Source organism: Wenzhouxiangella limi (assembly GCF_010499265.1).
GTDB lineage: Bacteria > Pseudomonadota > Gammaproteobacteria > Xanthomonadales > Wenzhouxiangellaceae > Wenzhouxiangella > Wenzhouxiangella limi.
In genome coordinates this window covers 423581-436520 of record NZ_JAAGSC010000044.1, presented here as the reverse complement: position 1 = coordinate 436520, position 12940 = coordinate 423581, and the positions used below count along the sequence as shown (strand labels likewise).

General features: G+C 66.0%; 14 protein-coding genes. All 14 read right to left on the bottom strand.

Going from position 1 to position 12940, the window contains the following annotated elements:
• Positions 1-309: 309 nt before the first annotated feature.
• The 14 genes from flhB to fliF all read right to left on the bottom strand — a co-directional run bounded on the left by flhB (position 310) and on the right by fliF (position 12915).
• Complete coding sequence (gene flhB, locus G3I74_RS15615) at positions 310-1488, bottom strand: flagellar biosynthesis protein FlhB (RefSeq protein ID WP_164212514.1); 1179 nt, start codon at positions 1486-1488, stop codon at positions 310-312.
• A 3-nt stretch (positions 1489-1491) separates the two neighbouring features.
• A complete protein-coding gene (gene fliR, locus G3I74_RS15610; protein ID WP_164212513.1) occupies positions 1492-2268 on the bottom strand; it encodes a flagellar biosynthetic protein FliR in 777 nt (258 codons plus the stop codon).
• Positions 2269-2275: 7 nt separating this feature from the next.
• Complete coding sequence (gene fliQ, locus G3I74_RS15605) at positions 2276-2551, bottom strand: flagellar biosynthesis protein FliQ (RefSeq protein ID WP_164212512.1); 276 nt, start codon at positions 2549-2551, stop codon at positions 2276-2278.
• Between the two features lie 2 nt (positions 2552-2553).
• Complete coding sequence (gene fliP / locus G3I74_RS15600; RefSeq protein WP_164212511.1) at positions 2554-3321, bottom strand: flagellar type III secretion system pore protein FliP; 768 nt, start codon at positions 3319-3321, stop codon at positions 2554-2556.
• Positions 3318-3734: a flagellar biosynthetic protein FliO gene (fliO, locus tag G3I74_RS15595; protein ID WP_164212510.1), complete on the bottom strand. Its 417-nt coding sequence runs from the start codon at positions 3732-3734 to the stop codon at positions 3318-3320. The genes fliP and fliO overlap by 4 nt, the downstream gene beginning before the upstream one ends.
• Positions 3731-4210 carry a flagellar motor switch protein FliN gene (gene fliN, locus G3I74_RS15590; protein ID WP_420823082.1) on the bottom strand — a complete coding sequence of 160 codons (480 nt, stop codon included), beginning with the start codon at positions 4208-4210 and terminating at the stop codon, positions 3731-3733. Before fliN ends, fliO begins: the two co-directional genes overlap by 4 nt.
• Entirely contained in the window at positions 4131-5138 is a 1008-nt protein-coding gene (gene fliM / locus G3I74_RS15585; RefSeq protein ID WP_164212509.1) for a flagellar motor switch protein FliM, read from the bottom strand. Before fliM ends, fliN begins: the two co-directional genes overlap by 80 nt.
• 13 nt (positions 5139-5151) lie before the next feature.
• A complete protein-coding gene (locus G3I74_RS15580; protein WP_164212508.1) occupies positions 5152-5715 on the bottom strand; it encodes a flagellar basal body-associated FliL family protein in 564 nt (187 codons plus the stop codon).
• Positions 5716-5887: 172 nt separating this feature from the next.
• Positions 5888-7759 carry a flagellar hook-length control protein FliK gene (locus tag G3I74_RS15575; RefSeq protein ID WP_164212507.1) on the bottom strand — a complete coding sequence of 624 codons (1872 nt, stop codon included), beginning with the start codon at positions 7757-7759 and terminating at the stop codon, positions 5888-5890.
• Positions 7756-8202 (bottom strand): flagellar export protein FliJ, encoded by a 447-nt coding sequence (gene fliJ / locus G3I74_RS15570; protein ID WP_164212506.1) that lies wholly within the window; start codon positions 8200-8202, stop codon positions 7756-7758. The genes G3I74_RS15575 and fliJ overlap by 4 nt, the downstream gene beginning before the upstream one ends.
• On the bottom strand, positions 8199-9632 hold the full coding sequence (gene fliI / locus G3I74_RS15565) for a flagellar protein export ATPase FliI (protein ID WP_164212505.1): 1434 nt from the start codon (positions 9630-9632) through the stop codon (positions 8199-8201). Before fliI ends, fliJ begins: the two co-directional genes overlap by 4 nt.
• The gene (locus tag G3I74_RS15560; protein ID WP_164212504.1) at positions 9629-10300 is read right to left on the bottom strand and encodes a FliH/SctL family protein; all 672 of its coding nucleotides are present in this window, start codon (positions 10298-10300) and stop codon (positions 9629-9631) included. Before G3I74_RS15560 ends, fliI begins: the two co-directional genes overlap by 4 nt.
• Positions 10293-11297, bottom strand: coding sequence for a flagellar motor switch protein FliG (gene fliG / locus G3I74_RS15555; RefSeq protein ID WP_164212503.1), 1005 nt, complete (start codon positions 11295-11297; stop codon positions 10293-10295). The genes G3I74_RS15560 and fliG overlap by 8 nt, the downstream gene beginning before the upstream one ends.
• A complete protein-coding gene (gene fliF, locus G3I74_RS15550; RefSeq protein WP_164212502.1) occupies positions 11290-12915 on the bottom strand; it encodes a flagellar basal-body MS-ring/collar protein FliF in 1626 nt (541 codons plus the stop codon). Before fliF ends, fliG begins: the two co-directional genes overlap by 8 nt.
• Positions 12916-12940: the final 25 nt, after the last annotated feature.

Sequence of the window (12940 nt, the reverse complement as noted above, 5' to 3'; positions counted from 1 at the left end):
GCCCGCAGCGCCGGGACAGGATCACGTGCTCGGCGCCCCGGCACCAACCCCTCCAGCACCGAGCGCGGGATCCTGTTCCGAACCGGAGGGCGCGGCAACCAGCACGCCCCATCCGCGCGCCCAGCCAGGCGGCCACGCCCGCAGCGCGCAGCCTGTCAGAACCCTCGTCAGCGCCATTCGCCCGGCACCCGGGCGCCACCAGCCCACGCCTTACCACCAAACGCGTTCGCCCGCAGCGCCGGGACAGGATCACGTGCTCGGTGCCGGCCACCAACCCAAGCCCAACAACCGCCCGAAGCGCCGAGAGGATCACGTGCTCGGGGCCCGGGCACCCCCCCGACCGTCACCGCCGCGGAAACGCTTCGGCACCCACTCGGCCTCGTCCAGTTCGATGTCCGGCGGCGACGGTTCGTGGCCGCTGCCGGACAGGCGGCGGATCTGGTAGACCCAGCTCAAGACCTCGGCGACGGCCACGTACAGACCGGCCGGAATGGCCTGGCCAATGTCGGCGGCGTGGAACAAGGCGCGCGCCAGCGGCGGGGCCTCGAGCAGCGGCACATCGTTTTCCTCGGCCACCCGTCGAATCGCAGCGGCGACCAGGTCGGCGCCCTTGGCGACCACCACCGGCGCGTCCATCTGGCCGGCCTCGTAGCGCAGGGCGACGGCGAAATGGGTCGGGTTGGTGATCACCACATCAGCCCTGGGCACGTCTTCCATCATTCGCCGGCTGGCGACCTCCTGCTGCAGCTGACGGATCTTGGCCTTGACCTCCGGCTTGCCCTCGGTCTGCTTCATTTCGTCGCGGACCTCCTGCCGGGTCATTTTCAGCTGCTTGGTGTGCTGATAGAGCTGGAAGGGCACGTCGACCGCGGCGATGATGATCAACACCGCGCTGAGCACGATCAGGGCAAACCCCACCATCGACGTCGCCTCGGCCATGGCCGGCACCGAATCCAGCGCCGACAGGCCGGCGAAACGCTCGGCCAGGCTGGAGATCAGAATCGCCGCAGCAATACCAACCACCAGGAACTTGCCCAGGGTCTTGAGCAGTTCCATCAGGCCCTTGGGTCCGAAGACGCGCTTCAAGCCCTTGAGCGGATCCAGCCGCTCCAACTTGGGCTGCAGCGCCTGGACGCTGAAATTCCAGCCGCCGGTGGTTGCCGGCGCCATGATCGCGGTCACCATGAGAATGATCATGAGCGGCGCAAGCATCACGATCGCCGTCATCACCTGATCGACGAAATACCCGACGACCGCGTCTTGCCGGGCGATGAGCGACGGGTCGAAACCGAACCCGGTACGCATCACCTCGGCCATACCCGCGGCCAGGCGCTTGCCCAGAAACAGCAGCGAGATCGCGCCGACCAGCATCACCAGCGTCATGCTCAGCTCGCGCGACCGCGGGACCTGGCCCTTTTTCCTGGCGTCGTCCAGGCGTTTGGGGGTCGGCTCCTCGGTGCGTTCCTGGCTGGTGTCGTTCTCGGCCACTGCTTACCCCCCCCACAGCGCGAAAATCGACGCCCAGGCCTGTTCCAGCAGCAGGCGCAGCGAGAAATCCAGCATCGGCAGGCTGACCATCATCACCAGATAGCCGGTCAGCATGGTGATCGGAAAACCGACCGCGAACAGGTTCAGCGTCGGTGCCGCCCGGCTGATGACGCCGATCGACAGGTTGACCAGCAGGATCGCCGTTGCGGCCGGCAAAGCCACGCGCAGGGCGCCGGCGAACATGTGCGTACCCCAGGCGGCAATCTGGCGGAAGGATTCAGGATCCAGCCCGCCCTCGCCCACCGGCAGGTGCTCGAAGCTGTCGATCAACAGCCCGATCATCATCAGGTGACCATCCATGGCCAGAAACAGCAGGATCGCGATGATGAAATGAAACTGGCTGAGCATCGGCACCTGCTGGCCGCGCTGGTTGTCGACCATCACCGCAAAACCCAGGCCCATGCTCATCGCCACGGTCTGAAAACCGACCACGATGGCGTCAAAGACCAGCTGCAGCACGAAGCCCGCCGCCATGCCGATGACCAGCTGCTGGACGCCGATGAACAGCCCCTGGGCAGAAAACGGGATGACCTCGGGCGGCGGCGGCAGCATCGGCACGATCGCGGCCGACAGGCTCAGCGCCACCACGAGACGAATGCGCACCGGGATGAAGCTGGAGGCAAACAACGGTGCGACCATCAGCATCCCGGCAATGCGAAAGAACGGCCACAGGAACTGCGCGATCCAGGACAGCAGCTGCGTTTCGCTGAACTCGATCACGACACCGTCAGTTCAGGTCAAGCAGGGTCGGAATACTGGTGACCAGTTCGCGCATGTAGTTCACGATCAGATCGATCATGAACGGACCGGCCAGCGCCATCGCCAGGATCAGCACCGCCAGCTTGGGGATGAAGCTCAAGGTCATTTCATTGATCTGGGTCGCGGCCTGGAACATGCCGATGGTCAGGCCGGCGGCCAGGGCCGACAGCAGCAGCGGGGCCAGCAGCAGCGCAATCGTCCACAGGGCCTCGCGGCCGATATCCATCACAAGGTCTGGCGTCATGGCTAAATCACTCCCGGAAAGAAACTGGCGGCCAGTGTGCCGGTAATCAGCCCCCAACCGTCGACGAGCACGAACAGCATCAGCTTGAACGGCAGCGAGACCAGCATCGGCGAGAGCATCATCATGCCCATCGACATCAGCACGCTGGCCACCACCAGGTCAATGATCACGAACGGGATGTAGATCAGAAAGCCGATCTGGAAGGCGGTCTTGAGTTCGCTGGTCAGAAACGAGGGCACCAGGATGGAAAACGGGATGTCGGACGGTTCCTCGAAGCTCTCGTCATGCTCGGCCATGGCGGCGAACATCTCCAGGTCGCGCTCGCGCACGTGGTTGCGCATGAAGCGGTGGAGCGGTTCGCGGCCCTCCTCGTAGGCTTCCTGCAGCGTCATCTCCTCGGCCAGGTACGGCTGGACGGCGACGTCGTTCATCTCGTAGAGCACCGGCGACATGATGAAAAAGGTCAGAAACAGCGCCAGTCCGATCAGCACCGAGTTGGGCGGCGTCGTCGCCGTCCCCATGGCCTGGCGCATGATCGCCAGCACCACGATGATGCGGGTAAACGAGGTCATCATCAGCACGATGGACGGCAGCAGCGTCAGCACCGTCATCAGGATCAGAACCTGAAGCGTCAGGCTCCAGGTCTGGCCGCCCTCATCGGTCTGCGTAATGGTCAGCACTTCCATGCCCGGCAGATTGGCCGGGGTGGCCATCAACAGATTCGGAATGATGAGGAGGGTCAGGCCGGCGAACAGGCCAAACCGTGTCATTTTTTTCGCGCCTCGCGACTTGCCTGCAGATGCGTAGCAAAGTCCTTGCCAGCCTCGGCGGATTCGCCGTCTGGCACGTCAAGACGCGTGATTCGACCGGGTGCGACGCCGATCAGCAGTCGCTTGCCCTCGACCTCGATCAGCACGACCCGCTCCTTGGGGCCGACCGACAGCTGGGCCAGGTTGCGGATCGGGTTGTTGCCGTCGCCCTGGAAACCCTTCAGAAAGGAAAAACGCCGCACCGCCCAGGCCAGGCCGAAAATCAGCACGACCACGGCGAGCATCCCCACCGTGACCCGGGTCAGGCTCTGGGCGGCATCGGCCTGGCCCGGCTGGGCCAGTGCGTTGGCGGCCGGCAGCGCGGCCAGCGAGGCTGCGGCCGCCAGGTGCAAGGCGCGCAGCCGCGGTTTCATTGCAGCTTCTTGATGCGCTCGGACGGACTGATGACGTCGGTCAGGCGGATACCGAACTTTTCGTTGACCACCACCACCTCGCCGTGAGCCACCAGCGTGCCGTTGACGTAGACATCCAGCGGCTCGCCGGCGGTGCGGTCGAGTTCGACCACCGACCCCTGGTTGAGCTGCAGCAGGTTGCGGATACTGATTTCGGTGCGCCCGACCTCCATCGCCAGGGTCACCGGCACGTCCTGGATCAACTCCAGGTTGACGTCTCCGTGATGGGGCTCGGCATCATCCTCCAGGTTTTCGAAAGCCGCCATCTGGGCCGCTTCTTCCTCGCTCATCGCCTCGGGCACGTTGTCGTCCGTTCCCGGGTCCTCGGTCGATTCCTTTTCATCGTTCATGGCTGCTTCAAGCCTCCTTCGCCTTGCGTTTCCGGGGCGGCGCCAGCTCGCCGTCGATCCGGTCGGTAATCTTGATCGCGTAGCGATCGTCGCTGCGCCCGACCACGCCGTGGAAACACGGCACGCCGGAAGCCATGAGCGGCATGGTCTCGGGCAGGTCGATCGGGATCACGTCGCCGGGCCGCATCATCATCAGATCGCGCAGGGTCATGGTCTTGCGGCACAACTCCACCTTGATCTCGACCATGGCGTCGCGGATTTCCTCGCTCAGCGCGCGCGCCCAGCGCTCGTCCTTTTCCATCCGGTCCGAAGCCATGCCCGAGTCCAGGATCTCGCGGATCGGCTCGATCGCCGAGTACGGCATGGTCACGTGCATTTCACCGCCGCCGCTTTCCAGCTCGATACCGAAACGGGTCACGACCACGATTTCCGACGGGCTGACGATGTTGGCAAACTGCGGATTGACTTCCATGTTCATGAACTCGAAGTCCACGTCCAGCGCCATCTTCCAGGCTTCCTTGAGATCGTCGAATACCTGCTGGCGCATGCGCTCGATGATGCGGATCTCGACCGGGGTGAACTCGCGTCCCTCGATGCGGGTATAGAACCGCCCGCTGCCGCCGAAAAAGGTATCCACGATCGAAAAGACCAGCTTGGCGTCCATCACCAGCAGGCTGGTGCCGCGCAGCGGGCGAACTTTCATCAGGCTCAGGCTGGAGGGCACGTGCAGGGTATGCATGTACTCCTGGAACTTCATCATCTGCACGCTTTCGACCGACATCTCGGCCGAGCGCCTGAGCATGTTGAACAGCCCGATGCGGAAGGCGCGGGCAAAGCGTTCGTTGATCATTTCCAGCGTGGGCATGCGCCCGCGCACGATCCGGTCCTGGCTGGCCAGATCGAAGGGCTTGAACTCGCCGTCGGCCTCGACGCCGGTCTCGGTTTCGACATCGCCGCCGTCGACGCCGTGCAACAGCGCGTCGATCTCGTCCTGGCTGAGGATGTCTTCGGCCATGGCTTAAGGCTGCCTACTGAACGATGAACGAGGTAAAGAACAATTCTTCGACCTCGTCGGGTTCGTCGTTGTCGCCAAGAATCTCGCGGACCGTCTCCAGGCTGTCGCGGCGAAGCGCTTCCTTGCCCTCTGTGGTGTCGACCGACTCCAGTGTCTGATCGGAAAACAGCATGATCAGGTCATTGCGGATCACCGGCTCGTGTCGCTCCACGGCCGCGATCACTTCCGGATCCCGGGCCATGAGCTGCACGTTGACCTGCATGAAGCGCCGCCCGCCGGTGCCGGACAGATTGTTGACGAAGGCCGGGTCCATGCCGTAATAAATCGGCGGCTGCCGCGGCTCAGGCTCATTGGCCGCGGCCTCGCCACCGCCGAACAGGCCCAGCGGGTCGTCCTCGGCGAAGACGAAGAAATAGGCCCCGGCGCCGCCCCCGCCCAGCAACAGCAGCGTGGACAGCGAAATAATGATGATCCACATCTTCTTGCGGGATTTGGGCTGCTCCTCAACGACTTCCTCTTCGGGCTCGTCGTCGATCGGTCGTCGTCTGCCCGCTTGCCGGTTGTCGCCTCTGGCCATGCTTCTGGGTGCTCCACTGATGAAATCTGACCCGTTTTTACCACAGGAGGAAAAGCAAAAGGCGTGCCACGCGGCATAAGATCCAGGCGCCGGAAAATTGACGGCCGGTGACAGCGCCCCGTCACCGGCCAATTTCTCTTCAAATCAATGGTTTAGCGCACACCCCCCCGAATCAGGCATAGGCGTCGAGCAGGCCGCGGCCGCGCAGGTTCAGTTCCGCCTGCACCGGTAATTCATCAGCCTCGGCCTCACCACCGCCGTCCACCACTCCGGCGAACGCGCCGCGATGCTCCTCGGGCGAGGCATCGTCGGGCTCGGAATCAAACACCGAGGCATCGCCCAGGTTGATGCCCTGCTGCTCAAGCTGCTCGCGCAGGCGCGGCAGCATGGCCTCCATGGCCTCGCGGATCGGACCGTTCTGGACGTTGAGCACCACGCTGGCCTCGCGTCCCTGCACCTCCAGCTTGACGTCGACCTTGCCCAGGTGCGCCGGGTGCAGCTGCAGGCGGGCCTGGCTTGCGCCCTGCTCGCGGGCAGCCATCCACACCACCCGCTGCATCGCCTGCTCGGCGGCCGCGCGCATCTCGCCGGCACTCGCGCCCGGCTGGCCCAGCAGCTGCGCGGTCGGCGGCAGGGCCGGATCGCGCGCCGGCGTGGTTGAAGCGGTCGCCAAAGACCCGGGCGAGGCATCTCCCCTCGATAGTGTGGGTTGCTCCGTCGGAGCGGATTGAATCGCGTTACCGGCATTCTGCAACTGCTGCGACAACAGCACCGCGCGATTGATCTCAGGCATGCCGCGATTCTGTATCCCGTCGCCGTCGCGCACCATAGCCTGCATTTCCGCGATCCGCCCAAAGATCTGTTCCCGTCGGCTCAGTTCAGTTGAAACCATCTGCCTTGGCGAATTCTCCGGCAACGCGTCACTGTCTTGGCGGCCGGACGCGCCGGGAAGCGTCTCCGACACCACGCGCCGCAACTGGGAAAGTAACTGCTCACGATCAAGACTCTCCTGAGCTGCGGCCGCAGACTGCGCCCCCGTGGCTCGAGTGAGGGCCTCCGCAATAGAGCCAGAACCAGATTCTAGGTCCCACTTCAGAAGTTGATGAAGCTGCGACAACAATTCCTTGGGCTTGATGTCGTGCAGCTTCGGCTGCGCGTCGACAGCATCTGCCTCTCTGACCATCGCCTCCACATCAGGCAGCGCGTCAGCTTCAACGAGTTGCTTCAAAGCCTCTTGGACCTGCAGCATCGTGATCGAAACCGCGTCTTCGGTCTTTGTGGACCTTGCCGACTTAATGCCGTTCTCAGACTGTATTCGGAGAGCACCTTGCTCCCAGGCATTCCACCTCACTTCGTAAATGTTGCGCGAGACCTCCGGAGTGGCCCGCCCGAGCCATCCATCTCGGAAAGCACTCTGGAGGTCGCCGCCGGCGGCGGCCGCCAAGTTGACCAGCGTGAAATCACGATCAACCTCAACAGGACCGTCATAGGAAGAGGTCAGCTCCGGGATGTTGAGATAGGGGCCAACTTCATCCAGCCACTTCTGTTGCTCGGCAGACGGACTTTCACCCCAAGGGCTGATGCCCTGATGCAGCAGCATCATCTCCCCGGCCGAAGGCCAGAAATCGTCACTGTAATGCGGTTGCGCTTCTGTACTCCCGGAACCCGTTTCCAGCACGTCGAACAAAGCGGTGAATTCTGCTGCCAGATCTTCCGGCACAACGCCCTCCTCATTGGCTACCAGCTCCGTCAACTCCGCGAGCTCGGCCAACCGCGCTGTCCAGTCGCTCGCCTGCCCGCCTTCCTCATCGGCTGCCAGCTCCGTCAACTCCGCGAGCTCGGCCAACTTCGCTGTCCACTCGCTCGCCTGCCCGCCTTCCGCGCCCAAGGCTGTCGCCTCCTGTCCCAATTGCTCGAACATCGCCAGCGCCTCGGCCCAGGCCGCCACACCGGCCTCGCCGGCAAACTCGCCCGGACGGTTGCCGGCGGTGCCGGACAGGCCCGACAGGGTCGAAACCAGGGCATCGAGATTCTGCGGCATCATGATTGCTTTCCTCGCATCAGTCGAGTCAGATTCAAGTCGTCGTTGTGGCGCTGTTCGCGCTTTTCTTCGGTTCGCGCTTCCTCGGCGGCGCAGCGCTCGGCCGCCTTTTCCACCGCCTTGACCCGCGCCCGGGCCTCAATCCAGACCTGGCGCTGCTGCTCGAAGGCCCGGCCGGCCGAAGCCACGTTGTGCTCCTGCTGGCGGATGGCCTCGTTCAGCCGGGCCAGGAACTGCGAATAGTTCGCCAGCCGGGCGGCGCTGCCGCCGCGAGCCTGGGCCTCGGCCAACTGCTGGTGGTAGCCCTGGCAGTATTCGTGCAGTCGCGCGAGTTGTTCTTCGTGCTCCTGCAGCTGGCCGCCGAGTCGAGTCAGCTCGCGCGCGGCCGCTTCCTGGTCCTGGCCGACGTGGTCGGCAATCCGGTACAGCCGCTTCGAGCGGGTCACGAACCGCTCTCGGCGCCAGCCGGCGACGCGGTCGTTGCGCCAACACTAGCTGCAACGCCCGTGCCAGCCCCCTTGCCGGTCGAGACATCGGCCCCCAGGGTCTTGTCCAGCTCGGCCAGGCCTTGCTCGAAAGACACCTTTTCGGCGGTCTTCTGGCGCACAAAGTCCAGCAATAACGGGTACTTGGCGACGGCCTCGTCGATTCTGGGATCGGCGCCGCGACGGTAAGCGCCGACCGCGATCAGGTCCTCGTTCTGGCGATAGGTGGCAAAGATTTGCCGGAAGCGGCGAACCTGTTCCTGGTGGTCATCGCCGGTAATCTCGGCCATCGCCCGGCTGATCGAGCGCTCGACATCGATGGCCGGATACACCCCGGCCTCGGCCAGGTTGCGCGACAGCGCGATGTGCCCGTCCAGGATGGCGCGGGCAGCGTCGGCGATCGGGTCGTTGGCGTCATCGCCCTCGACCAGGACGGTGTAGAACGCGGTGATCGAGCCGCCGCCGTCGGGGCCGTTGCCGGCGCGCTCGACCAGGGTCGGCAGGGTCGTGAACACCGACGGCGGATAGCCCTTGGTCGCCGGCGGCTCGCCCACGGCCAGGGCGATCTCGCGCCGGGCCTGGGCAAAACGGGTCAGCGAATCCATCAGCAGCAGCACTTTCTTGCCCTGGTCGCGGAAATGCTCGGCCACCGCCGTGGCCAGCCAGGCGCCGCGCATGCGCATCAGCGGCGGGCGATCGGCGGGCGTAGCCACCACCACCGCCCGGCGCATGCCTTCCGGGCCCAGCGTGGTCTCGACGAAATCGCGCACTTCACGACCGCGCTCGCCGATCAGACCGACCACCACGACGTCGGCTTCGGTGTAGCGGGTCATCATCCCCAGCAGCGTCGACTTGCCCACCCCGGAGCCGGAAAACAGCCCCAGGCGCTGGCCGCGACCGACGGTAAACAGGGTATTGATGGCGCGGATGCCCACGTCCAGCGGCTGGCGGATGGGCGCGCGCTCCAGCGGGTTGATTTCGCGGCCGGCCAGCGGCGTGCTTTCCCGGGCGCGCAGCGGGCCGCGCCCGTCCAGCGGCCGCCCGACGCCGTCGATCACCCGCCCCAGCAGGGCGTTGCCGGCCGGCGCATCCAGCGCCTTGCCGCCGGGCATCACGCGGGCGTTGGGCGACAGCCCGCGCAGGTCCTCGATCGGCATCAGGTAGAGGCTGTCGTTGGCGAAACCGACGACCTCGGCTTCGCGCTTGCGGTCGTGCTCATCGAGCAGCCAGCAGCGATCACCCAGCGAGGCCTCGCAGCCCACCGCCTCCAGGGTCAGGCCGACCACGCGCTTGAGCTTTCCGCAGGCGGCATAGGTCTCGACGCCTTCCAGCCCGGCGCGGCGTGCGCCCAGGCTGCGCGACCAGCCGTGCGCGCGCTCAGCGCCGCTCACGCCGGCGCTCCGCCGTCGTCGGCGTCGTCGTCTTCGCCGAAGACCCGGGCCACCACCGCGTCCAGGCGGGTCTCCAGGGTGGCATCGACGCTCGAAGTCGGGCTGTCGATCCGGCACCCGCCGCGGCGGACGGCGGCGTCTTCGACCAGCGACCAGGAAGCCTCGCCGTCGCCGTCGGGCAGGTGCTCGTGCAGCAGCTCTGCGTCGTCGGGATGGACGCGCACCCGTACCTCGCGGCTGCCGGCGGGCAGATCGGCGATCGCCTGCGGCACCAGCTTGACAATGCGCGCCGGGTCGCTGCGCAGCTCGTCGTCGATGACGTGACGGGCAATCGCCACGGCCAGCGAGGCCAGCTCCTGCTCGACCTCGTCATCGATGGCCGCCAGCGGCTTCTGGACCGCCTGGATCATGGACTTCAGGATCCGGACCTGGTGGCGCACCTCGTCGCGGCCCTCGGCCAGGCCTTTTTCCAGGCCTTCGCGCCGGCCGGCGGCATGCGCCTCTTCCCAGGCCTGTTTCTGCAAGCGCTCCAGTTCAGCGGCGCTGTGGATGGTTCGTGGCCGGGCCGCAGGCTTGTTCGGCGCCACCGCCTGGCCGGGACGGCGCACGTCCGGCGGCTGCCAGGCGGTCACGTCATCCAGCCACTCGCGCGAGAGGATTTCAGACATATTCTTCGCCGGAACCGCTCAGGTTGATCTCGCCCTGCTCTTCCAGGCGGCGGGCGGCGCCCAGGATTTCCTTCTGCGCGGCCTCGACCTCGGACAGCCGCACCGGGCCCTTGGCGTCCAGGTCCTCGGTCAGCATTTCGGCGGCACGCTTGGACATGTTGCTGACGAACTTGTCGAGCAGCTCGTCGTCGGCGCCCTTGAGCGCGATCACCAGGGTGTCGGTGGTGATCTCGCGCAACAGCGTCTGGATACTGCGATCGTCGACGTCGAGCAGGTTTTCGAACACGAACATCTGGTCCTGGATCTGCTGCGACAGATTCTCGTCGGCCTCGGACACGGTCTTGAGCACCAGCTGCTCGTTGGCGCCGTCGACGAAGTTCAGGATCTCGGCGGCCGAGCGGATGCCGCCGACCATCGACGACTTGACGTTGTCGCTGCCGGCAAACTGGCGCTCGAGCACCTCGTCGAGCTCCTGGAACGCCGACGGCGGGATCCCGTCGAGCGTGGCCAGGCGCATGATCACGTCGGGACGGATGCGCTCGGGCAGCGAGGCCAGCACCTCGGCGGCGTTGTCGGCTTCCAGGTAGGCCAGCACGATGGCGATGATCTGCGGATGCTCCATGCGGATCAGCTCGGCCACGCTGCGCGGATCCATCCACTTGAGGTTTTCCAGGCCCTTGCTGTCGCGCCCGATGAGGATGCGGTCGATCAGGTTGGCCCCCTTGTCGCCCAGGGCCTGGTTGAGCACCCGGCGCACGTAATCGTGCGACCCGACGCCGAGCGCGGTCTGGTCCTCGACCGTGGTGACGAACGCCTCCAGCACCTCCTCGGCCTGGTCGCGGTTGACCGCCTGCATGGCGGCCATCGCCGCGCCGATGCGCTGCACGTCCTTGGCGCCCATGTGCTTGAGCACCTCGGAGGCCTGCTCCTCGCCCAGCGACATCAGCAGGATCGCCGCGCGATCGGCGCCGCTCAAATCGGCTTGCCGTTCAGCCACCTTCGTTGACCCACTGTTTGACCACGCTGGCGACCCGCTTGGGGTCCTGGCTGGCCACCGACCGGGCGGTATTCAGGCTTTCCTGGTAGCCGGCCCGGCGCTGGCCGCCGCCCCCGCTGTCGGGTTCGTAGGCCTGCTCGGCGGCCGGCAGGCTGGCCTGGCCCTGGGCCGCGCCCGGCAGGCTCAGGGTGCGCAGTGGCGGTGGCGAGGACAGCGTCTTCATCAGCGGCCGCACCACCAGCAAGATCAGCATCAAGACCATTACCACGCTGGCCATGATGCGGAAAATGCCCATGAAATCAACCCGATCCAGCAAACCGGGACTGTCAAACTCCACCTCGTCCCCCATCTCCAGGGCGCGGAACGGCGCCTGGACCACGCTGACCGAATCCCCGCGCTCGGCGTCAAAGCCCACGGCCTCGCGCACCAGACCGGTCATGCGCTCCATCTCTTCGTCGCTGTAGGCCTCGACCTGGTTGTCGCCGTCATCGGCCGCGCGCGGCTGATCGACCACCACGGCCACCGACAGGCGATCGACCTCGCCCGGTCCGGACTGGATGTGGCGGATGGTCCGGCTGATCTCGAAATTGCGCAGGTTCTGGCGCGACAGCGGGACCGATTCCTGTTCGTTGTCCTCGTCGAGGACGCCGGCCAGGTCTTCGAGCAGCGGCTGGTTGGCCACCGCACCCGGCACCCCGACGGCCGGATCGAAGATCGACCGGATTTCCTCGCTGCTCTGCTCGCTGCGCAGCACCGGGTTGTCCGGATCGTAGAGTTCCTGGGTTTCCTGGGAACTGGTGAAGTCCATGTCCACCGCGACCTGGGCCCGGACCCGCCCCATGCCGACCATGGGCGAGAGCAGATCCTCCACCCGGCGGGCCAGGCGATCTTCCAGCCGCTGCACCTGGCGGTCGGCGCCGTCGGCGGCGCCATCGTCGCCGCCGGAGCGGTCGGCCGACAGCAGCGTGCCCTGCTGGTCGATCACCGAGATCTGCGAGCGCTCCATGTCCGGCACCGAAGAGGCCACCAGGTTGACGATGGCCTCGACCTGCCCCGGCTCCAGCCGCCGACCGGCGTGCAGTTCCAGCAGCACCGAGGCGCTGGCCGGCGTGCGCTCGCGCACGAACACGGTCTGGCGCGGGATGGCCAGGTGCACGCGCGCGCCGCTGACGGCATTGATGCTCGATATGGTGCGCTGCAGCTCGATTTCCAGCGCGCGCTGGTAGCGGGCGCTTTCGATGAACTGGCTGTTGGCCAGCCCGTCGGATTCCTGCAGCATTTCCAGGCCGACGCCGGCCCCGTTCGGCAGGCCTTCGGCCGACAGCATCAGCCGGGCCGAATGCACCTGGTCCGACGGCACGGTGATCACGCCGCTGCCGGGTTCGTAGGAATACGGGATTGCCGAAGTATCCAGCGCGCCCACCACCTCGGCGGCATCGCGCTCGGTCAGGTTGCTGAACAGCACCCGCTCGCTGCCCTCCTGCGACCACAGCACGATCCCGACACCGGCCGCCACGGCCGCCGCCAGGCCAATCAGCAGCACCAGCGGGCGCAGGCCCGGAACCGTATCAAGCAGGGCCAGCGGTGAGTTGGACTGAACGGGGTTTTGTGCTGCCATTCGCTTGAATCTCCGGACGACCGGT

Coding starts and splice junctions, on each gene's coding strand:
- fliM (WP_164212509.1), bottom strand. CDS start 5,138: ATGGCCGAAGACATCCTCAGCCAGGACGAGATCGACGCGCTGTTGCAC.
- G3I74_RS15580 (WP_164212508.1), bottom strand. CDS start 5,715: ATGGCCAGAGGCGACAACCGGCAAGCGGGCAGACGACGACCGATCGAC.
- G3I74_RS15575 (WP_164212507.1), bottom strand. CDS start 7,759: ATGATGCCGCAGAATCTCGATGCCCTGGTTTCGACCCTGTCGGGCCTG.
- fliO (WP_164212510.1), bottom strand. CDS start 3,734: ATGAAACCGCGGCTGCGCGCCTTGCACCTGGCGGCCGCAGCCTCGCTG.
- fliP (WP_164212511.1), bottom strand. CDS start 3,321: ATGACACGGTTTGGCCTGTTCGCCGGCCTGACCCTCCTCATCATTCCG.
- fliF (WP_164212502.1), bottom strand. CDS start 12,915: ATGGCAGCACAAAACCCCGTTCAGTCCAACTCACCGCTGGCCCTGCTT.
- G3I74_RS15560 (WP_164212504.1), bottom strand. CDS start 10,300: ATGTCTGAAATCCTCTCGCGCGAGTGGCTGGATGACGTGACCGCCTGG.
- fliQ (WP_164212512.1), bottom strand. CDS start 2,551: ATGACGCCAGACCTTGTGATGGATATCGGCCGCGAGGCCCTGTGGACG.